The organism is Pseudanabaena sp. FACHB-1998 (assembly GCF_014696355.1).
Lineage (GTDB): Bacteria > Cyanobacteriota > Cyanobacteriia > Pseudanabaenales > Pseudanabaenaceae > Pseudanabaena.
Map to the genome: position 1 here is coordinate 257854 of NZ_JACJQA010000033.1, position 20159 is coordinate 278012.

General features: G+C 44.4%; 17 protein-coding genes and 1 tRNA gene. 12 read left to right on the forward strand and 6 right to left on the reverse strand.

All coding sequences use genetic code 11. The features are described 5' to 3' along the window. The first annotated feature begins 57 nt into the window (after window positions 1–57). Entirely contained in the window at window positions 58–363 is a 306-nt protein-coding gene (gene rpsN, locus H6F42_RS15010; RefSeq protein ID WP_190400166.1) for a 30S ribosomal protein S14, read from the forward strand. 73 nt (window positions 364–436) lie between these two features. Continuing rightward, the gene (locus tag H6F42_RS15015) at window positions 437–1234 is read left to right on the forward strand and encodes a peroxiredoxin-like family protein (RefSeq protein ID WP_190400167.1); all 798 of its coding nucleotides are present in this window, start codon (window positions 437–439) and stop codon (window positions 1232–1234) included. 23 nt (window positions 1235–1257) lie between these two features. Here H6F42_RS15015 and H6F42_RS15020 read toward each other — a convergent pair whose 3' ends face one another. Further along, window positions 1258–3198, reverse strand: coding sequence for a S9 family peptidase (locus H6F42_RS15020; RefSeq protein WP_190400168.1), 1941 nt, complete (start codon window positions 3196–3198; stop codon window positions 1258–1260). Between the two features lie 179 nt (window positions 3199–3377). On the opposite strand from H6F42_RS15020, the gene ligA reads away from it, so the two are divergent. The 3 genes from ligA to H6F42_RS15035 all read left to right on the forward strand — a co-directional run bounded on the left by ligA (window position 3378) and on the right by H6F42_RS15035 (window position 6510). Further along, on the forward strand, window positions 3378–5462 hold the full coding sequence (gene ligA / locus H6F42_RS15025; protein ID WP_190400169.1) for an NAD-dependent DNA ligase LigA: 2085 nt from the start codon (window positions 3378–3380) through the stop codon (window positions 5460–5462). A 112-nt stretch (window positions 5463–5574) separates the two neighbouring features. Continuing rightward, window positions 5575–5648: transfer RNA gene (locus H6F42_RS15030), tRNA-Met, on the forward strand. A 94-nt stretch (window positions 5649–5742) separates the two neighbouring features. After that, entirely contained in the window at window positions 5743–6510 is a 768-nt protein-coding gene (locus H6F42_RS15035; RefSeq protein WP_190400170.1) for a PspA/IM30 family protein, read from the forward strand. 261 nt (window positions 6511–6771) lie between these two features. Here H6F42_RS15035 and H6F42_RS15040 read toward each other — a convergent pair whose 3' ends face one another. After that, complete coding sequence (locus tag H6F42_RS15040; RefSeq protein ID WP_242018458.1) at window positions 6772–7254, reverse strand: 2TM domain-containing protein; 483 nt, start codon at window positions 7252–7254, stop codon at window positions 6772–6774. A 43-nt stretch (window positions 7255–7297) separates the two neighbouring features. Continuing rightward, entirely contained in the window at window positions 7298–7846 is a 549-nt protein-coding gene (gene idi, locus H6F42_RS15045) for an isopentenyl-diphosphate Delta-isomerase (RefSeq protein WP_190400172.1), read from the reverse strand. Between the two features lie 156 nt (window positions 7847–8002). Between idi and H6F42_RS15050 the strand changes: the two genes are divergently transcribed. After that, window positions 8003–8578, forward strand: a complete 576-nt coding sequence (locus H6F42_RS15050; RefSeq protein WP_190400173.1) for a Uma2 family endonuclease — start codon at window positions 8003–8005, stop codon at window positions 8576–8578. A 35-nt stretch (window positions 8579–8613) separates the two neighbouring features. Further along, the gene (locus H6F42_RS15055; protein ID WP_190400174.1) at window positions 8614–10941 is read left to right on the forward strand and encodes a GUN4 domain-containing protein; all 2328 of its coding nucleotides are present in this window, start codon (window positions 8614–8616) and stop codon (window positions 10939–10941) included. 251 nt (window positions 10942–11192) lie between these two features. Here H6F42_RS15055 and H6F42_RS15060 read toward each other — a convergent pair whose 3' ends face one another. Beyond that, window positions 11193–11957 (reverse strand): transposase, encoded by a 765-nt coding sequence (locus tag H6F42_RS15060; RefSeq protein ID WP_190400175.1) that lies wholly within the window; start codon window positions 11955–11957, stop codon window positions 11193–11195. Between the two features lie 170 nt (window positions 11958–12127). On the opposite strand from H6F42_RS15060, the gene H6F42_RS15065 reads away from it, so the two are divergent. Beyond that, a complete protein-coding gene (locus H6F42_RS15065) occupies window positions 12128–12556 on the forward strand; it encodes a hypothetical protein (protein WP_190400176.1) in 429 nt (142 codons plus the stop codon). Window positions 12557–12764: 208 nt separating this feature from the next. Here the strand turns inward: H6F42_RS15065 and H6F42_RS21955 are convergent, their stop codons facing one another. Further along, window positions 12765–12932, reverse strand: a complete 168-nt coding sequence (locus H6F42_RS21955; protein WP_242018459.1) for a hypothetical protein — start codon at window positions 12930–12932, stop codon at window positions 12765–12767. On the opposite strand from H6F42_RS21955, the gene mfd reads away from it, so the two are divergent. The 4 genes from mfd (at window position 12931) to H6F42_RS15085 (ending at window position 19615) form a co-directional block, all read left to right on the forward strand. Further along, window positions 12931–16206, forward strand: a complete 3276-nt coding sequence (gene mfd / locus H6F42_RS15070; RefSeq protein ID WP_242018460.1) for a transcription-repair coupling factor — start codon at window positions 12931–12933, stop codon at window positions 16204–16206. The two genes, H6F42_RS21955 and mfd, sit on opposite strands and share 2 nt — an antisense overlap. A 248-nt stretch (window positions 16207–16454) precedes the next feature. After that, window positions 16455–18203: a DMT family transporter gene (locus H6F42_RS15075; RefSeq protein WP_190400178.1), complete on the forward strand. Its 1749-nt coding sequence runs from the start codon at window positions 16455–16457 to the stop codon at window positions 18201–18203. 114 nt (window positions 18204–18317) lie between these two features. Then, window positions 18318–19049, forward strand: coding sequence for a hypothetical protein (locus H6F42_RS15080; RefSeq protein WP_190400179.1), 732 nt, complete (start codon window positions 18318–18320; stop codon window positions 19047–19049). A gap of 62 nt (window positions 19050–19111) precedes the next feature. Continuing rightward, window positions 19112–19615: a hypothetical protein gene (locus H6F42_RS15085; protein ID WP_190400180.1), complete on the forward strand. Its 504-nt coding sequence runs from the start codon at window positions 19112–19114 to the stop codon at window positions 19613–19615. Between the two features lie 42 nt (window positions 19616–19657). Here the strand turns inward: H6F42_RS15085 and H6F42_RS15090 are convergent, their stop codons facing one another. Then, entirely contained in the window at window positions 19658–20023 is a 366-nt protein-coding gene (locus H6F42_RS15090; RefSeq protein WP_190400181.1) for a hypothetical protein, read from the reverse strand. Window positions 20024–20159: the final 136 nt, after the last annotated feature.

The following is a 20159-nucleotide window of genomic DNA, read 5'->3' on the forward strand; positions in this document are numbered from 1 at the left end:
GAATTGTATAAAATTTTTAGACTTACCTTAACTCTACATCCCCCTGATAGAACCTAAATGGCTAAGAAAAGCATGATCGAGCGCGAGAAAAAACGCGCCAAATTAGCTGAAAAATATGCAGCTAAGTTAGAAGCACTTAAAGAAAAGTTTGCCAGTCCTGAACTGACACAACAACAAAAAGTTGCAGTGCACCGCGAAATACAACAAATTCCTCGTAATGCCAATCCCACTCGTCATCGCAACCGTTGCTGGTTGACTGGTCGTCCTCGCGGATATTACAAAGATTTTGGTCTATGCCGCAACGTACTCAGAGAGATGGCTCACCAAGGCTTGCTCCCCGGTGTAGTTAAGTCTAGCTGGTAGTCTTCTGTTAGAAACCCATAAAAAAGCCGTTACCATTGAGTAACGGCTTTTTTATGGGTTTTTTATGGTAACTATGTCTCAAGATATTTACGAAATCCTGAGTAAAACTCAAAGACAACGGGTAAGTGATGGCGCGATCGCCTCAATATTTGATCACTGCCCATCAACTTCGCGCAAATTAATTTTAGTACTACCTCAACTAGGCGACTTCGATAGCCTCGAATATATCTGGTGGATTCAAAGGGAAATTGACAGAATTAAAGCTGAAGGAATTGCAGTTAGGGCTGTAGGCATAGGCGATCGCCAATCGGGAGAATATTTCTGTAAATTTACAGGTTTCGATCCTAGTTGGATGTTTATGGATCACACAGGAGAACTGCATCGGCAGCTAAAGCTCTATGCTGGACTAACCACTAAGTTTCCCTTGCTATCTTCGGGACAAAGCGCATGGGTAAACCTGATGCTGATGTGTGCGGGGATTGGTAGCCAAGGCACATTAAGGGAAGTTTTTCGGGGATATAAAGGCGATCGCCATGCACCACAATTAATTGCCGATGAGGAAGTCATCAAAGCATCACCCTTACCACCCTTAAAAGGTTCTTTTTTTAAGTGGGCTGGGGGCTCAGGATTTCAGCGTCCCTTTGAGCTTGCCACCCTCCGCTTACGAAACATGACGGAAGTTCTAGGCAATTGGAACGGCTATGTCCCTGATGCCTCATACATGACTCAGCGGGGAGCGACATTCCTATTCGATGCTGAAGGCAAATTAATATACGAACATCGCGATCGCGGCATTCTCGGATTTGCCGCAAATCCGAGCTATCCATTAACATTCTTATTTCAAAAAGAATCATTGACAACAAGTAGATAAATGCTAGCTTTGCCCGCATTTATCTACTTGTTGTCGATTGCGATCGCCTCAATCTCATCCGCAGGGGTAAATCCAAAAATCTGGGAATAGAAATAGAACTCGCCATCAATCGCCCGTTTGATATTTTCAGCTTTACGGAAGCCGTGCTGCTCGCCTTCAAAGGGAACGTAGGCAACAGGTAAACCCTTTTTGCGTAAAGCCTCCACCATCATTTCCGCTTGATTGGGCGGCACGACTTTATCGTCTAAGCCTTGGAAAAAGGCGATCGCGCAGGATAGCTTATCGGTGAAATGAATCGGCGATCGCTGAATATATACATCCTTTTGTTCGGGATACTTACCGATCAAACTATCGAGATAGCGGGATTCAAATTTATGGGTATCGGTGGCAAGAGCTTCGAGATCACAAATGCCGTAATGACTTGCCCCTGCTTTAAACTCATCGCGAAAGGTCAAAGCACAAAGGGTAGTATAACCACCCGCACTGCCGCCCGAAATCGCTAAGCGATCGCCATCGACTAAACCCTTATCCGCAAGGAATTTCGCACCATTGGCGCAATCATCCACATCGACAATTCCCCAATTGCCCTTGAGGCGATCGCGATATTCGCGACCATAGCCTGTGCTACCGCCATAGTTGACATCTAGCACCGCAAAGCCGCGACTCGTCCAATATTGAATGCCAAGGCTCAAACTTCCTGAAGTGGATGCGGTCGGGCCGCCATGGATTTCGACTAATAGCGGTGGTTTCTCACTGGGTTCCGCTTGAAAGTCTTTATTTTTTGGCAGATAGAATAAACCATGAGCCGTCTTCCCATTCTCCGTAGGGAATTCCACAGCCTGTGCCGCCGAAATATAGGCGGGGTCAAGCTGTAGGTCAGAAGCATTCCGTACTTTTTGCCAAGTTCCCTTGGTGACATCTAGCAAAACGATCGCCGACGATTCAGTTGCCGAGCCACCGTGAAAGACAGCGTGATTGCCTTCGCAATGGATGCCTGAAATGGAAGTAAAGGGTAATGCAATCTCTTGTAAACCTGCTTGGAGATTGGCAGGATCGAGAATGGCTAAATGGGATTTACCATGCTGCGTATAGGAGCAGAGGATTTTACCATCCCCAGTAAAGTCATAGGTAGACATCCCAAACACCCATTGCGGCAAACCAAACTCCGCTTCCATCGGTGCTAGAGCTTGAATCGTAAGGTCATCTGCGGCGCGATAGAGATTCCACCAACCAGTGCGATCGCTAACAAAATAGAGATTGCCATCGGGCGACCATCGAGGCTGAAAAATCGATTCCTGCTCACCACCAGCTACTAATTGTGGATTCTGAATTGCAAGAACCCCTACTTCCGTTTCTACTAAATCGGCAACCCATAGTTCTGTTCCATCCCAAGGCATATTTGGATGATTCCAACTAATCCAAGCCAGCCTATCACCCGTAGAATTCAAGCAAGGCGAAGCGTAGAAATCTGCACCCTTAACTAAGACTTGAATATCTTCCCCATTGCTGGTGTTTACCGCCACTAAGGTATTAATCGGTTCGCCCTCTGCGGTATGGTCTTCACGCACGCAAATCAATTTGCCATAGAGCCGACTCCACACAAAATCCGCATAACGATAGGCACTTTCACTAGTCAAAGGCTTACAAGAACCGCCGCCAACTTTGCGATAGATACAGCGATCGCTAAAGTTCGAGAAATAAATCCGTCCATCATCTACCAAATATTCACCACCGCCATATTCATGCACTAGCGATCGCACGTTTAAGGTTGCCGAGGTCATCTCGCGATAGTTACCTTCGCTGTCGTAGCGCATAATCACATTACGCCCCCCTTCTGTTGGTCTACCTTCATTCCAATAGACATAACCACCATCAATGGCGATCGCGCCGAGACGAATACTACTAGAAACAATCAAATCGGAACTAATCGGCGATTTCCAAGAACCGTAGGGAGACGTTGCCATGAGTTTTACTAAAGTTTTTATATCTATAAAAGCCCATATTATTATAGCGATTGTGCGAAGAACAAGATGGGTAAGTAATTAGAGTAACTTTAAAATCTAAGATTAAGTAGCTCTCGCAAAACTTGCTAGGATTAGTCATATAGCTATACAAAATTGTCTTCGCAAGATATCGAAACGCAATGGCTCCAAACCCTCAAAGCTCCCAAGGTTCACCCCTAGACACTCTGCAAGTAAGAGCCGTAGAACTGCGGAAGATTTTGCAACGGGCTAGTTATGAATACTATGCCCTTGATGCTCCAACGATGGAGGACTCAGTTTATGATGCGCTCTACCATGAATTACTGAATCTCGAAAAGCAATATCCCCAGCTAATCACCTCCGACAGCCCCACCCAGCGCATCGGCGAAAAGCCCGTTAGCCAATTCGTCTCAGTGCAGCATAATGTTCCACTTTATAGCTTAGAAAATGCCTTTACATCTGGTGATGTCACTACTTGGCAAGAACGCTGTCAAAAGGGATTAGAAAAGCAAGAATTTCTCGATAGTGTTTGTGAATTAAAAATTGATGGATCAGCGATCGCCTTAACCTACGAGCAAGGCATACTAGTGCGAGGTGCAACTAGAGGCGATGGCGTATCAGGCGAAGATATTACCACCAATATAAAAACCATTCGTTCCATTCCCTTAAAACTCAATCTAGAGAATCCTCCCGATCGCCTAGAAATTCGTGGTGAAGCATTCCTCCCGATCGCCGTATTTGATGAGATTAACCAAGAGCGATCGCAACAAGCCGAAGCCTTATTCGCTAACCCACGCAACGCCGCCGCAGGAACACTCCGCCAACTCGACTCACGCATTGTTGCTAAACGTCGTCTCGATTTTTTCGCCTATACAATTCATATTAATCAGGAAGATTTTGCTTCGCAAAATCTTCCTGATATTTCTTCTCAATGGCAAGCCTTAGAATTTCTCCAGCAAATCGGATTTCGCGTTAATCCCAATAAAAAACTCTGCAAATCTATTCAAGAACTACAAGACTATTACGATTATTGGTCAACCGAACGCCTAAAACTTCCCTACATGACCGATGGCATGGTGATTAAGCTTAATGAATTCTCTAAACAAGCACAACTGGGCTTCACGCAAAAAACTCCTCGATGGGCGATCGCTTGGAAATATCCCGCCGAAGAAATGCCTACGGTAATTGAAGCTGTCACCGTGCAAGTGGGGCGCACAGGCACTCTCACCCCCGTTGCCGAATTGCGCCCCGTTCTCCTTGCGGGTACGACTGTCTCTAGGGCAACTTTACACAATAGCGATCGCCTCGCAGAATTAGATCTCCATATCGGTGATACAGCGATCGTGCGGAAAGCAGGGGAAATCATTCCTGAAGTAGTGCGGATTTTGCCTGAGTTGCGTCCTAATGGGGCGAACCGTTTTGTGATGCCTACCCACTGCCCCGAATGTGGTCAGCCCGTTCTCAAACCTGAAGATGAAGCCACAACCCGTTGTATTAATATTGAATGTCCTGCGATTGTGCGGGGTGCGATCGAGCATTGGGTCAGCCGTGAAGCTCTCGATATCAATGGCATTGGTGAGAAATTGGTTAAACAATTAGTTACGGAAAATCATGTCACTTCCGTTGCCGATTTGTATGCCCTCACGAGCGAACAATTGCAAACCCTCGATCGCATGGGACAAAAATCTGCCGACAAAATTATTGCGGCGATCGCCCAGTCCCAAACCAAACCTTGGGCGCGAGTCCTCTATGGCTTAGGCATCCGTCATGTGGGTAGTGTAAACGCTCAGAATATTGCCGATAATTTCCCCAATGTGGAGTTATTAGCAAGTGCAAGTAAAGAGGCGATCGCGTCCATCTTTGGGATCGGCGAAGAAATCGCTCAATCTATTTATGAGTGGTTTCGTAAAGGTGCTAACCAAGATCTCATCCAAAAACTTCAAGACGCAGGTTTGCAATTTGTAAACACAATGCAAGAAAGTCAGGCGATCGCGATAAATCCTCATATCGCAGGTAAAACCTTTGTAGTCACAGGTACGTTACCCACCCTCAAACGAGACGAGGCTAAAGCCCTGATCAAATCCGCAGGCGGCAAAGTAACAGATTCCGTCAGCAAAAAAACGCATTATCTTGTGGTCGGCGAGGAGGCAGGTTCTAAGCTCGACAAAGCCCAATCTTTAGGCGTAACCTGCCTTTCAGAAGCAGAATTACTAGAGTTAATTACTCCCTTCCCACCCAAGAATTAGTGTGGCGGCGCGAAGCGCCGCCACACTAATTCTTGGGTTTTTATGTCCTAAGCAAAACTTACATTGCTATATTGCAAAATAGTTACATTAGATGTGTTATATTAACAAATGCGGCAGCTTGGCTCAGGTGGTTAGAGCGACGGTCTCATAATCCGTAGGTCCCGGGTTCAAATCCCGGAGCTGCTATATAAGATAAACATCGGTGATGCACAGCAACGCCGATGTTTTTTGTTCATGATAGTATGTAGACAATTTACTCCCTAACGCAAAGGACAAGATTATGGGATTACTCGATCGCATTGGTATGGTGGTCAAGTCCAATGTAAATGCAATGGTTACGGCTGCTGAAGATCCTGAAAAAATTCTGGAGCAATCAATCATTGATATGCAAGAAGACTTGGTGCAATTGCGCCAAGCCGTCGCACAGTCAATGGCAGCCCTCAAACGCCAAGAGCAACAATATAATCAAAGTGCAACCCAATCCCAAGAATGGGAGAAGCGTGCCATGCTAGCGCTTCAAAAGGGGGATGACAACCTAGCCAGAGAAGCTCTAAGTCGCAAGAAAACCCATGCTGATGCCGCAGCCACTTTAAAGGTTGGCTTGGATCAGCAAACCACTCAAGTAGATTCTCTTAAGAAAAATCTAATTGCGATCGAAGGCAAGATCTCTGAGGCAAAAACCAAGAAAGAGATGCTCAAGGCTCGTTTGCAATCGGCTAAGGCTCAAGAGAATCTCAATAACATGCTCGGCAAAGTCAATACTAACTCTGCGGCAGCAACTTTTGAGAGAATGGAAGAGCGCGTGCTAATGGCTGAGGCTAAGGCTAGTGCAAGTTCTGAGCTTGGGATGGACAATCTCGAATCTCAGTTTGCTCAGTTAGAGGCTGGTAGTGGTGTTGATGATGAACTCGCCGCCCTCAAAGCCAAAATGTTGACGAGTAGCCCTGCCCCTCAAGGTGCATTACCTCCATCGGATGCCTCCAAGCCAACAGTTGGAGCAGCGATCGATGCAGAACTAGAAGCTCTACGTCGCCAAATGGGTAACTAAATGTAGGATGCGTTAGTGCAACGTAACGCATCAATTTGGTAGAGATGAGGTGTTACGCGATCGTTAACCTATCTTCTCCTTCCCACCCAAGAAATAGTGGTGCGGCGCTTCGCGCCGCACCACTATTTCTTGGGTGGGAAGTAAAGTAACGTTTTCTAGCAATTCACAAAAGTGTTGTAACACTTTTGTGAATTGCTAGAAAACCAAACCCAGTAAAGTTTTTCAAAACTAAAAATGGCGCAGCCATTTTTAGTTTTGGTATTATTTAAGCCAATCTTCGAGACTGGTGGTTAACTTGCCTGTAATTTGCGCCGTGAGTTGATCACGTTTTTGCTTACGTTGCCATTTTTGGAACTGCTTTTCGTATTCTTCGCTATCAGTTTGATAGGTTCCCCAAGCGTCTAACGCTACCGCTAAGCCCCAAAATAATAGTGGATAAACAGCCCAACCAATTTTGCCAGAGGTCACTAAGTTCAAGGCGACTAAAAAGGAATTAACGATCGCATATTTAAGAACATTTGACTGAAAAGATTTTTTCTTATACTTATCAAATTCCACTTGCTCCTTACGCACCCCTTGGGTGGATTGCCATTCCTGCACTGCGGCTAGAAAGTCAGTTTCACTTACCCCCATATCTGAGGCTATTTCGTATACCTGCTTTTTAGTTAGGTTTTGCCCATTAGGTCTCTTGGCTAGAGCATAACGAAGAATTTGATCAACCTGTTCATCTGAATAAGTATCCATAGATTCCTCCATAATTAAAACTAGCCCCGAAGGCTAGTTTTAATTATCTTAGTTCAGCAATGAAGCGATCGCAGCAATCGCGCAACCAATAGGTATAGGATTCGGGATGTTGTTTGATATCTGCTTGCAAAGAGTCTAAATCTATCCATTTCCAAGCATCGGCTTCCTCTGGGTTGAGCGTGGGCTGGCGATCGCTATATCCGACAAATACATGATCAAATTCATACTCAGTTAAGCCATTATCTAATTCGGCTCGATAGATAAAGCTAAATAATTCTTGCAGTTCGCAGTCAAAGCCCATTTCTTCTAGCAAACGACGGTGGGCGGCAGCTAAAGTTGTTTCCTCATCGCGAGGATGGCTACAGCAGGTATTTGTCCAGAGTCCTCCTGAGTGGTACTTATGCTTGGCACGTCTTTGGAGCAGAAGCTGCCTTTGCGAGTTTAATACAAAAATCGAAAATGCTCGATGTAATAAACCTTCACGGTGAGCTTGTAATTTTTCAGCAATTCCAATTTGGCGATCGCTAGCATCCACTAAGATAATTTTTTCTTCTAATAGATCTAGACTAGCTAATTCTCTAGTTGCATTCATAAAAATCAAAAAATAATATTTTAAAAGCCCTGATTTTGCAAAGCTTTTAAAATATTATCTGGTTTTGTTCAGAGCATGACAGACGATCGCCCCAAAGACCATGACTCAGCGCTTGTGATAAAATCGGGCTGTAGGCTCAAAACCTTACCTAAAACTATGAATTCTTTAACGATCAGCTTAGAATCTGTTATTGAACTTACAGATGAACAGTTTTTTCAACTCTGTCGCAAAAATAGCGATCTAAGAATGGAGCGAAATGCTCAAGGGGATATCACAATTATGGCTCCAGAAGGTGGTGGTACAGGGATGCGAAGTGCCAGCATTACTACAGATCTAGGAATTTGGAATCGTAAAACTAAGTTAGGCTTTATTTTTGGATCGTCAACGGGTTTTAAACTCCCCAATGGGAGCGATCGCTCTCCTGATGCTTCATGGATCTTGAAAGAGCGTTGGGAAGCACTAACGACCGAGCAACAGTCTAAGTTTGCGCCCATTTGTCCAGATTTTGTAGTTGAATTGATGTCGCCTAGCGATAACTTGAAGGTTACGCAAGCGAAGATGCAGGAATATCAAGATAATGGTGCAAGGCTTGGTTGGCTGATTAATCGCAAAGATCGTGAAGTGGAAGTTTATCGTATTGGGAAGTCTAAGGAAGTTTTGCAAAATCCAAATTCTCTCTCTGGGGAAGATGTCTTACCTGAGTTTGTTTTGAGTCTTGCGGAAATTTGGTAACAGAATATATTGAATAGGCGATCGCCCTAAGCACCATGACTCAAGAGCCAGAATCAAAATCAAAACTAACCTTGCAGGAACAGATTGTTGATCTTTTATTTAAGGCGACGCAAACAGGTGGGGTGGGCATTGGTGGTGTTCATGCATTTTGGATATTGTTTAAGGAGAGTGATATTCCTAAAGCGATCGCTTCAGCAGTCATTGGTGTAGGTATTTCCTATGCTGCGAAATTGCTGCAACCTATTCATAAGGGGACTGAAGAACGCTTAGACAGACTTGGTATTGCTATCAATGATGGGATCAGTCATGTTGGTGGAGCGGTTGTTGCAAAAGTAACCTCAGTTGAGGATCGCTATTTTGAGGCACAGGCAGCGGATTGTGAGCTTTGTAGAACTGAGGGGGTTGGCAAAATTGATCGCATTGCCACACCGATGTTAGAGGATGTGTTTGTGCGATTGAGCCTGAATTTGAACATGGGGACGGCGGGATTTCGCAATGAGCAGAAATTAGCTAGGTTAATGAGATCTGAAAACTTTAATAAAGAAGTTAATCAAGAAGACTTAGAGGATAGGTTCACGGTTGATATTTGGGAACTGTTAGCAAAAGCAAAAAATGATTCGATTTATCGGCAAATTGCGATTTTGGCTTGGGGCGGCTTTGGTAAAACGACACTCTTGCGCCATGTTACCTATCGCCTATGTCGCAATAAACAGAATGAAAATCAAAAGCATGACGTACCTCACTTTGTACCTGTGTTGTTGCTATTACGGAAGTATCGTGATTTGCTCACGCAAGAAAATCCTGAAGATTTACCAACGATCATCGAGAAGCATCATCTTCCTAGCCTGAATGCTAGTTTGCAAATGCCGACAAATTGGGCGCGGGATTTGCTCAATAAAGGCAGGATGATGATTTTGTTGGATGGATTTGATGAGGTTCCTAAATTACAGCGCCCATTGTTGTCTCGGTGGTTAAACACGCAAATGCGGAACTATCCTAAGTCAGTATTTATTTTGTCATCACGTCCCAAAGCATATATTGAACAAGGTTTTGATGATGATCGATTAGATTTAAAATCAGTGTTTCATGTTCAGCCGTTTACGATCAAGCAGATTCAGGAATTTGTGAATAAATGGTATTGGTGTCAAGAATATTATGGCTGTGGCAAAATGGACTCTCCCGCAGTTCGCAAAGAAGCAACGGATGCGGCAAATGAGTTGTTAGGGCAAATTGCTAATCGTGAGGAATTAACAAAATTAGCAAGTAATCCCTTGTTGCTGACCATGATTGCTCGGTTTCATCGTTGCTATCCAAGTGCGGAACTCCCTAAACGGAGAGGCGATCTTTATCAGGAAATCTGTAAGTTGCAATTAAAGGATCGTCCCATGGCGCGGCAGTTAGAGACGATGCTCACGGATGGCGATGCACAAGTAATCTTGCAAATGCTGGCATTAGAGATGATGCAGCAAAAGGAGGAACGGATAGATCGTGAGCTTTTGATAGCGAGACTAGATGATTATTTGTCCATACAGGATGAAACTGTTGAGACGAATGAGTTTCTCAAACAAGTAGAAGAGATTAGTGAATTGCTAGTACAGAAAGATGACGAGCTGGAGTTTTCACATTTAAGTTTTCAAGAGTTTCTAGCGGCAATGGAAATTATTCGCACCAATCAAGAAAGTATTCTGCATTCACATTTCCACGATGATTGGTGGAAGCAGGTAATTTTGTTGTATGTGAGTAAGGTTAAGAAACCTAGCAATCTAATTAAAACCGCGCTAGATGCAGGGGCGATCGATTTGGCTTTGGCTTGCACTCAGGAAACGAGGAAGCAGATTGATGCAAATGTCAAAAAGGATTTACAAGCTCTAGAAGAACAACGTCAGTTACAAGCGGTAGAAATTGAGGTTAAAAATTCTCTCTATCAACAATTGGAAGAATATCTCGAAAATCAGCAATGGTATGAGGCGGATCAGGAAACTTGGGAACTGATACTTAAGGTGACGGAGCGAGAGGAAGAGGGATGGGTGAGAGCAGAAGATATTAAAAATTTCCCTTGCGAGGATTTATTAACTCTAGATCGCCTGTGGGTGGAATATAGCAAGAAACATGGATTTGAGTTTGGCTTTAGCGTTCAGAAGCAGATTTATGTCGAGTTGGGTGGTAAGCTAGATTTTAGTTATCCGAGTGATGAGATTTGGGATAAATTTTGCGATCGCACTGCATGGAAAAGCGAGGGTAAATGGGTAGACTATCCCGATCAATTTTTTAAGAATAATTTTATGTGTGTGAAGGGACACCTCCCCGTGTATGTGGGGTTGGTGGAAGTGCGAGGGGTTCTTTTCTCGCATCGAGACTTGTGAACTGTAGCAGATAACGATTACAGTTCAATATTAAGCTTTTGTTACAATCCCATTTCTACGACATAATCAGCCTTCCAGGACTTTTGTTACCTGTCACCAGAGGCAAGGAAAAAGGAAAAAGGAAAGGTGAATAATCTTTAAGCCAAGATCCCCGACTTTTTCTGTAAATTTACAGATGGTCTTTGCTAGTGCAGAAAAAGTCGGGGATCTGAATCTCCACTTTTTCCTATTGCCTTTTAACTTTTTCCTTGTTACCCCAACATCATCAAAGCAATTTTCGGGTTCAGAGCATTAGCCTGCACAAATTTGATCGCCACCGCCAAAATTGCCGCATTTTCTGCTTCCCAACTGTCCCAAGGTAGCCCCATCTGACCTTTACACTTTTTCTTAGGGCTGCCCCGCGCAATCCCCAAACCCGCCAGTAACTTGTTACCCCATTTTCTTTTAATTTCTGGTTTTGGCTTCGGTCGATACTTCTCGCAAAACTTTTTATAACGCTCCGCACATTCCTGCAAACTCTTACCCAAAGCCAAAAAAGCAGGATGCCACTCTGTCAAACCGTCATCGGTCAACCGTTCATAACTGCCATAATTACTAAAATCATAAAAAAATCCGCGCTGAAATCCCGCCGCCTTGGGATTCGCATGGATATATCGCAACGTATTCAAAGCCCTCTGCCGATCGCTATTCGCAAACCCCGTACTGTGATATCGTTTCTCCCAGAAATGCCCCGTGCGATTGAGCATTTTGTTAAAACACATGGCAGTATACCAATTCAGCCAGTGCATAATTTTTGGCAACTCATCCACGTTTTCAGGTTCGAGCAAATAATGAATGTGATTGCTCATGATGCAGATCGCGTAAAGCTTGAGCTTATATTTCTCTTTTAATTTTTGAATCCCATAGAGCAGCACCTTCCGACATTCATCACGAATCAATCGAAACTCGCGATTATTACATCGCACCGTAATGTGATAGCAATAGCCAGCAATGAGTTCGCGAGGTTTTCGAGACATGATTTTATTTCCATAATTCACGTAGGGGCAAAGCATTACCGCCACAATCTATCAATTCTCAGATCCGCTCAATACGGTAATGCTCTGCCCTAAACCTCCAACTTTTACACCAACTGACCTAAACAGATCGGTTAGAATATATTACAAAACTACACATTTGCAGGAGTTTTATGGATACCATCGACTTAGAAAAGCTTGTGCAAAGAGGCTACTACGTTACATTAGGCGCAACCTCATCATTAATTGAAGTAATCCAAGACCCCATCAAACGCGAAGAGAACCTTAAAATACTAGGGCGGAGTTTTGAGGAAATCACCCAAACCCTTGCCGAAAAAGGCGTTACCACTGAAGCAGAGGCTCGTAGCTATGTAGATAGCTTTATTGCTCAACAGGTGAGTGGTAAGGCAAGTACAGAAACAGATTCAACAGGTTTAACCACCGTAACGACTACCGCCAAAACTGTTGATGAGAATGCATCTGATCCTGATTCCGAAAAGTCCAATCAAAAGGTCAAAGCAAGTATGCGGGATGAAATTGCAGAACTCACCCAGCAACTAGCAAGTTTACGATCTGAGTTAGAGCAGTTACGCTCAAATTAGCTAAAAGTAAATCTTTATCTCTATTTGTAATTGTTGGTGCGCGGCTTTGTCCTGCACCATTAATTTAATAAAGAACCAAATTTTAGATGGGGCGGCGAAGCTGCCCCATCTAAAATTTGGTTCTTTGTTTTACGGCAAAGTCCTCACTCCTTGGCAAGGGAGTATAATTGCTAAACTTTTAAAAGTTGCCATTTTCCCATCTTATTCCTTAGCCCATGCCCTTTTCTTCCGTCATCCGTTCATTAATCCGATCGCCTCTCACCGATGAACTAGAGAGTAAACTGGTGCGATCGCGCCAGCTTACCCTTTCAGGCTTATCGCGAGTCGCTAAAGGACTGGTTAGCTCGACCCTGAGCCAAAAAGAAGAAAAGCTCATGCTGGTGATTACCTCCACCATTGAGGAGGCAGGACGTTGGGCGGTGCAGCTAGAAACGATGGGCTGGGCAACGGTGCATTACTATCCGACTTCGGATATGTTGCCCTATGAGCCATATCAGCCAGAGTCAGAGGTGATTTGGGGACAAATGCAGGTGTTGGCGGATTTAGCAGATTGGGATCAGCAGGAAGGGGAAAAGAAAAAAATGGCGATCGTGGCAACCGATCGCGCTTTACAGAAACATTTACCTAGTCCGCAGGAATTTAATGACTATTGCTCACAACTAGAAGTTGGCTGTGAGATTAAGCTGCGGGATTTGGCAGAAAATCTCACGCTCATGGGTTATGAAAACGCTTCTACCGTGGAAACTGAAGGGCAATGGGCAAGGCGTGGGGATATCATCGACATTTTCCCTGTGTCGAGCGAAATGCCTGTGCGGATTGACTGGTTCGGCGATGAGATTGAGAGAATTCGCGAATTCGAGCCGACAACGCAACGAGCCTTAGATAGTATTCCTTCCGTTTTACTAACTCCCATTAGTTACGGGCATATTTTAGGGAGTTTAGAATTTCCCGATCAGGACGCTGAAGATGAATTTAGTGCCAAAGGTTTTGCGGTTCATCCCTTATCTAGTGCTTCCATCCTCGACTATTTACCCAATCCAGAGCAATGTTTGGTAGTAATCGATGAGTTAGAACAATGCCAAGCCCATTGCGATCGCTGGTACGAATCCGCCGCAGAATTGTCTCCCCTCTCCTCCTTTGGGAGAGGGGCTGGGGGTGAGGGCAAACTCCATCGCGCCTTTGCCGACTGTTTAACAGAAATTACTAAATTCTATCGCCTCGATGTTTTTGAACTTGCCGAAGAAAATCGTGGCGTAAATATGTCTACTCGCTCGGTTCCTGCGATTCCCCACCAATTTGGGAAGCTTGCCCAAACCATCCGTGACTATCGCGAACAAAAGTACAAAATCATTCTCATTTCCGCGCAACCTTCGCGTACTGTGGCTCTATTACAAGAGCATGATTGCCAAGCTCAATTTATTCCCAATGTCCGCGATTATCCTGCGATCGACAAAACCCATAACCTCCGCATCGCCGTTGCTTTGAAATATTCAGGCATTGCCGAAATTCAAGGGTTTGTATTGCCCACTTATCGCATTGCCGTAATTAGCGATCGCGAGTTTTTTGGACAGCACGCTCTCGGTACGCCCAATTATGTCCGCAAGCGCCGCAGAGCCGCATCAAAGCAGGTGGACTTAAACAAGCTTTCCCCAGGGGATTATGTGGTTCACAAAAATCATGGGGTCGGGCAGTTTGTCAAATTAGAGAAGTTGACGGTCAATAAGGAAACTCGCGAATATCTGGTTCTCAAATATGCCGATGGCTTATTGCGCGTCGTCGTCGATCAGATGTCGATCCTGTCGCGCTATCGGGGAATGAATGAGGCGAAGCCCGAACTGCACAAGATGACGGGCAAGGCTTGGACAAATAGCACCGCTAAAGCAAAGAAAGCAATTAAGAAGATTGCCTTTGATTTGTTGGAACTATATGCCAAGCGATCGCAACAATTAGGATATTCTTTTCCGCCCGATAATCCTTGGCAACAGGAAATGGAAGATTCCTTTCCCTACCAAGCAACTCCTGACCAGTTGAAGGCAACGCAGGATGTAAAGCAGGATATGGAAAGTGCGCGTCCGATGGATCGCCTTGTGTGCGGTGATGTTGGCTTTGGTAAAACAGAAGTTGCGATTCGCACGATTTTTAAGGCAGTAACTTCTGGGAAACAGGCGGCGCTACTCGTTCCCACGACTATCCTCGCGCAGCAGCATTACCACAGCTTACAAGAACGCTATGCCGCCTATCCTGTGAATATTGCGTTACTCAATCGCTTTAAAAGCGCTTCTGAAAAGAAAGAGATTATCCGCAAGCTGAAAACGGGTGAATTAGATATCGTTGTCGGTACACATCAACTTTTATCCAAGGATGTAGATTTTAAGGATTTAGGTTTACTTGTAATTGATGAAGAGCAACGCTTTGGGGTGGCACAAAAAGAGAAAATCAAAACCATGAAAACGGAAGTGGATGTGCTGACGCTCTCCGCAACGCCCATTCCCAGAACCCTCTATATGGCTATGTCTGGGGTGCGCGAAATGAGCCTAATTACGACACCACCGCCATCGCGGCGATCAATCATGACGCATTTATCGCGCTACAATTCCGAACTAGTTCGCGCCGCTATCCGCCAAGAACTCGATCGCGGTGGGCAAATTTTCTATGTAGTGTCGCGCATTGATGATATTGACGAGGTTTCAGCGCGAGTCCATGAAATGCTGCCCTCAGTTCGCATGGCGATCGCCCATGGACAAATGCCTGAGTCAGAGCTAGAGTCCACCATGCTTAGCTTCAGTAGTGGCGAATCCGACATGATGATTTGCACCACGATTATCGAATCAGGCTTAGATATTCCGCGTGTGAATACGATCATTATCGAAGATGCTCAACGCTTTGGACTTGCTCAACTTTATCAATTGCGGGGTCGCGTCGGTCGTGCAGGGATTCAAGCCCACGCATGGCTCTTTTATCAAGAAAAAGGCGAACTCACCGATGTGGCGCGAAAACGTCTTAAAGCGATTCAAGAGTTTACCCATCTTGGGTCAGGCTATCAGTTAGCGATGCGCGATATGGAAATTCGTGGTGTGGGCAATCTCCTCGGTTCCGAACAATCAGGACAAATTAACACGATCGGCTTCGATCTTTATATGGAAATGCTCCAAGAAGCGATCGCCGAAATCCGCGGCTCAGAAATTCCTGAAGTCGATGATACCCAAGTCGATCTACCGATTACCGCCTTTATCCCTGCGGAATATATTCCCGATGGCGATCGCAAGATGAGCGCCTACCGTGCCATCTCTGCGGTTACCAGCCGCCGCGAACTTACTCAAATCATCGAAGAATGGAATGATTGCTATGGCAAGGTTCCCGCACCAGCGATGCAGTTGATTAAAGTGATGGAACTAAAGCTGCTTGCCAAACGCATCGGCTTCTCCCGCATCAAGCCCGAAGGCAAGCAGCACGTTGTCCTCGAATCGAAAATGGAAGAACCCGCATGGAAGTTACTCCATGAGCATCTTCCCAGTCATTTGCGATCGCGCTTTGTCTATAGTAAAGGTCATGTCACTGTCAGAGGGATAGGCACTCTCTCCCACGATAAGCAACTTGATAGTTTGATTGAATGGCTAGATGCTATGCATCAAGCTAAAACTCAAGCATAGATTACTAGGACTTACGCTAAGCTAACGACTTGACTGGATTTTGGGTAACGAAGCCCTCTACGATATTTATATTTCACAAAAATATGATATTTGTTAGGCTTACTCACAAAACAAAATATGCCAGATGCTCAAATTAGTGCTATAAAGTTCGCAAACTAGACGCAACCAAGACCAATCAATAACAAAGTAGTGCCAAACATAGTCCCTAGCTTTATTTCAGATGGCATTGTTACGAGGTGATTTCTTCAATGGAGAGTAATAATATTCGTAGTAATAGCAATTACGAGCAGACCCTCGCGGGAGTCACCAAGGACTTGTCAGATCTGCGGGCAAATATCTTGGGCAAACTCAGCCGTGAAATTTTAATTTTACAAGCCCAAAAAAATGCTTTAACTGATGACATTCAGCGCCTCCAGTCTCAACGCAAAGAGCTAGAGGTACTAACGGTTGCACAGCAGGGGATGAATCAACAGGAGATCCAGCGTCAGCAATGGATCGAGCAACTTGCACAAGCGATTACCTATCACCTCAAAAATGATGTAATCGTGACTAATTCTCAAGTCCTCAATGACCATTCTCAAAATTTTGAGCAACTAATGCTCAATCTTGATAGTGCGATCCGTACTACCTTTCAGTCCTTGCAGCGAGATGTGGATACCTATCAGCGCGATCTTGATGATCAGATGCAAAGAATGTATACCCAGCGTCAGCAAGGTGAGTTAATGCTTTCGGCTCTGGTGGAAAGAATTGACGAATATCTGCGCCGACCTTCAGGCGATCGCTATGGCGGTGCAGGAGGCAACCCGCCCAGCACAAATTTTACGGGGACTTCAAATTTTACAGGGGCGATCGGCAGCAATAGCACAGTACCAGCCAAACCCAATGGGAATGGCAACTACAGTCAAATCCAAATCCCGACATTTAATAGCGCTCAGTTTCGGCAATACGACCAAAATGATACTCGTCCCTACGTCGAAGAACCCACAGCACCCTTTGAGTCTTCCGAACCCACCACCAATGTAGCTCCCCCTGCTAAGCGCCTTAATGATTGGTGGTTTGGCTTTATTTTGGTTCTGGGAGCTTCGGTAGTCCTATCTTTACAGAATATTTTAGTAAGAGTGATCTTCTCTAGTTCCAATATTTTTGGACTGTTTCAATTTGGGGGATTAATTAAGGCGAGTGTGCCGAACTCGTTTATGTTGCTGCTGTTGAGGATGCTTTTTGCCACCCCCATTATGTGGATAGTCGCCAAAACTATCTTTCGGGTTGATGTATTTCGCGATTTTCAGCAGCTTATGATGCCTAACCGTCGTTTATTAATGTGGCGGGTAGCCTTTAGCGCCTTATTACAATTTTGCTCTTTTGCCTTTATCTACATAGCTCTTGGCATTTTGAACCCCGGATTGGCAGTCACTTTATTTTTTATATTTCCTACTGTCACCGTCCTCATGGCTTGGTTACTCTTTGGCGATCGCCCCAGCAAAGATCGGTGGATGGTGATCGGAGTAATTTATGTGGGCATCATGCTGACCTACAACGTATTTGGAGTTAATAAACCTGATACATGGGGAGTAATTGCTGCAATGCTTTCAGGTATTTCTTTTGCAGGATATATCATTACTTCACAGGCCTGTTTCAAACAGCTTAACCCTGTGTCCTTTACATCCATTAACTTTGCGATCATTCTCTTGCTATGTATCGGGACTATGCCATTTACCCTGTCATCCATTTCTTTGAATGGCTCCTTGGTGTTCATGTGCTTCCTAATTGCTCTAACTACTTTGGGTGGTTATCTGCTTACTAGTTTTGGCACAAAGCTTATGGGTGCTGCCCAAGCCTCGATTGTTAGTGCTAGTGGTCCCGTATTTACTACGTTTTTAGCCTTTACAATTTTGGGAAACAAGCTAGATTTCATTCAATTATTTGGTGTATTTCTAGTTACAGGCGGCGTAGGAATGCTCAGTTTGCAAAATATGTACAAGCGCCCAGCCAAATAAAAACAAAATAAAGGCAAAACACAAAATGGCTTTGCCATTTTGTGTTTTGGTATTAAGCGCGAAGCGGGCTTCTTCTTTTGGTATATTAGCTAGTAGAGTCCCTAGGGATACACAGTGGTCAAAGATTTCCGATTTCAAGAGCAGGATACAAATTCAACATCGCAGTCTCAACAGGCTTTGCGATCGCTTTGGCATGGACTTACTCGCGAGCAAGGCTTGCCAGTATGGGCTTTGTTAGCAATTTTTTTGGTGATGCTGCTGGTGTGGAATTGGCAATTAATTGCCGCAACTAGTGCAGGAATTATGGCGATGACTGCCATTTATGTAATGCAGGACTGGAACTGGAATGCGATTTTGTGGAAGATCCACAAATTTTTCCAAAGTCCTTACCGTTATCTGCCTTTATCGGTGGCAAGTGGCACGGTCACAGTTTTTTTGACCTATACCTTACTAGCCCTCTGGTCAAGCCAAGACAATCATTGGCTAGCGTCGGCTAGTATTTTGCAATTAGGCGCGACCTTAACTGTTTTAGTACTTTTAATTCGTCAAAGTTTTAGTCAATGGCTCCAACGTCAGCAAAATAATTTTGATCAACTGATTACCCAGCTAGCCGTTAATGACGATCTGGCTCGGTTAATTGCGATTAAGCAAATTACGCAATATGTCCAAACTAATCGCTTGCCTGCGGTTCAAGAGAAAGCGATCGCCGACTATTGCAATCTTTTGCTGAACCGTGAAACTGAAATCACCACCCGCGAAGCCCTATTTGAGACTTTGGAAGCCTTACAGCCAAACGTTCTTAAGCCATCGCTAAGACGATCTGCTAATAGTGCGGATATAACTTAAATAAATACTGGTGCGGCTTCGCCGCGCACCAGTATTTATTTATTAGGAAGGTAATAATATTAATGCTAACTAAAGAGCAAATTCTCGATCGCCAAGTAGCTTTATTAGTTCAAAGTACACCCGATGAGGAAACTGCCAGCGCAGTCAGCTTGATCGCCTCAGTACTCAAAGCGATCGCCAAAAATTTAAAATACACTAATTACTTTCTGATTCAAGATATTGAAGGCGGATGGTTGCTTACGCCGCTTAGTAATCACGATAATCCTGAGGTGGAAAAAGTGACGATATATGCCTATTGCGATCGCACTCCCGCCAATATTGATCGACTTAAGCTCAATGATGAAAGTTTAGAATGTGCAGAATACAACGTAATTGAGATGCTATTTCGTTTAATTGGCATGAAACAGGTTGACAGTATTGTATTTTTTGATCGAGCTACCGATACTCAGCATGGCATTGAGATCGGGCGAACTGACATAGAGAATCTGTGCGAAAAGCAGATTAAACGTGCTCAGTTTGGCTTACAAAAGCTCAACGAAATTAAAAATAACGCCAATATTGCTTAATCCAAAAGTGGCGACGCTTTGCGTCGCCACTTTTGGAGAGTACTATTCGTGATCGATAAAGCCACACATTACAGTCCCATCCACAGAACCTTTGCCATTAACCATACAAGCTAAATGCTCAGAGCTATTTCCAGAGCTATTCATAGTCACAATGCGATCGTAGCTATCACCAAACATCAAATTTTCAGCGATCGCCTTGACCTCTGGCGTAGTATTAACGGCAATGATAATTTGATTGCTATTTGCTCCTAAGTTTTCTTCGTAGCGCACTTCGGTTTGAGGAGCAGGTGGATTTTGGTAGAGGGCAGCAACGATCGCACTTTGGGCATTAACGGAGTTAGCAAAAGCGAAACCTGAAATAGCGAAACCTGAAACTGCTAATAATGTGGCGACAAATGTACTTTTCATAACTGCCTCTCTGCTGCGTTCTCTAAATGCTTTCAACAAAATCGATTAATCATCAAAATCAACAACTTACCTTCTAATACCAAATCACGAAAGTTTGACAACACTTTTGTGATTTAAACACCAAACCCAGTAAGGT

Coding starts and splice junctions, on each gene's coding strand:
- H6F42_RS15020 (WP_190400168.1), bottom strand. CDS start 3,198: ATGGCAACGTCTCCCTACGGTTCTTGGAAATCGCCGATTAGTTCCGAT.
- idi (WP_190400172.1), bottom strand. CDS start 7,846: ATGAATGCAACTAGAGAATTAGCTAGTCTAGATCTATTAGAAGAAAAA.
- H6F42_RS15055 (WP_190400174.1), top strand. CDS start 8,614: ATGACTCAAGAGCCAGAATCAAAATCAAAACTAACCTTGCAGGAACAG.
- H6F42_RS15075 (WP_190400178.1), top strand. CDS start 16,455: ATGGAGAGTAATAATATTCGTAGTAATAGCAATTACGAGCAGACCCTC.
- H6F42_RS15090 (WP_190400181.1), bottom strand. CDS start 20,023: ATGAAAAGTACATTTGTCGCCACATTATTAGCAGTTTCAGGTTTCGCT.
- H6F42_RS15065 (WP_190400176.1), top strand. CDS start 12,128: ATGGATACCATCGACTTAGAAAAGCTTGTGCAAAGAGGCTACTACGTT.
- H6F42_RS15015 (WP_190400167.1), top strand. CDS start 437: ATGTCTCAAGATATTTACGAAATCCTGAGTAAAACTCAAAGACAACGG.
- mfd (WP_242018460.1), top strand. CDS start 12,931: ATGCTGGTGATTACCTCCACCATTGAGGAGGCAGGACGTTGGGCGGTG.
- H6F42_RS15050 (WP_190400173.1), top strand. CDS start 8,003: ATGAATTCTTTAACGATCAGCTTAGAATCTGTTATTGAACTTACAGAT.
- ligA (WP_190400169.1), top strand. CDS start 3,378: ATGGCTCCAAACCCTCAAAGCTCCCAAGGTTCACCCCTAGACACTCTG.
- H6F42_RS21955 (WP_242018459.1), bottom strand. CDS start 12,932: ATGAGCTTTTCTTCTTTTTGGCTCAGGGTCGAGCTAACCAGTCCTTTA.
- rpsN (WP_190400166.1), top strand. CDS start 58: ATGGCTAAGAAAAGCATGATCGAGCGCGAGAAAAAACGCGCCAAATTA.
- H6F42_RS15085 (WP_190400180.1), top strand. CDS start 19,112: ATGCTAACTAAAGAGCAAATTCTCGATCGCCAAGTAGCTTTATTAGTT.
- H6F42_RS15040 (WP_242018458.1), bottom strand. CDS start 7,254: ATGGATACTTATTCAGATGAACAGGTTGATCAAATTCTTCGTTATGCT.
- H6F42_RS15035 (WP_190400170.1), top strand. CDS start 5,743: ATGGGATTACTCGATCGCATTGGTATGGTGGTCAAGTCCAATGTAAAT.
- H6F42_RS15060 (WP_190400175.1), bottom strand. CDS start 11,957: ATGTCTCGAAAACCTCGCGAACTCATTGCTGGCTATTGCTATCACATT.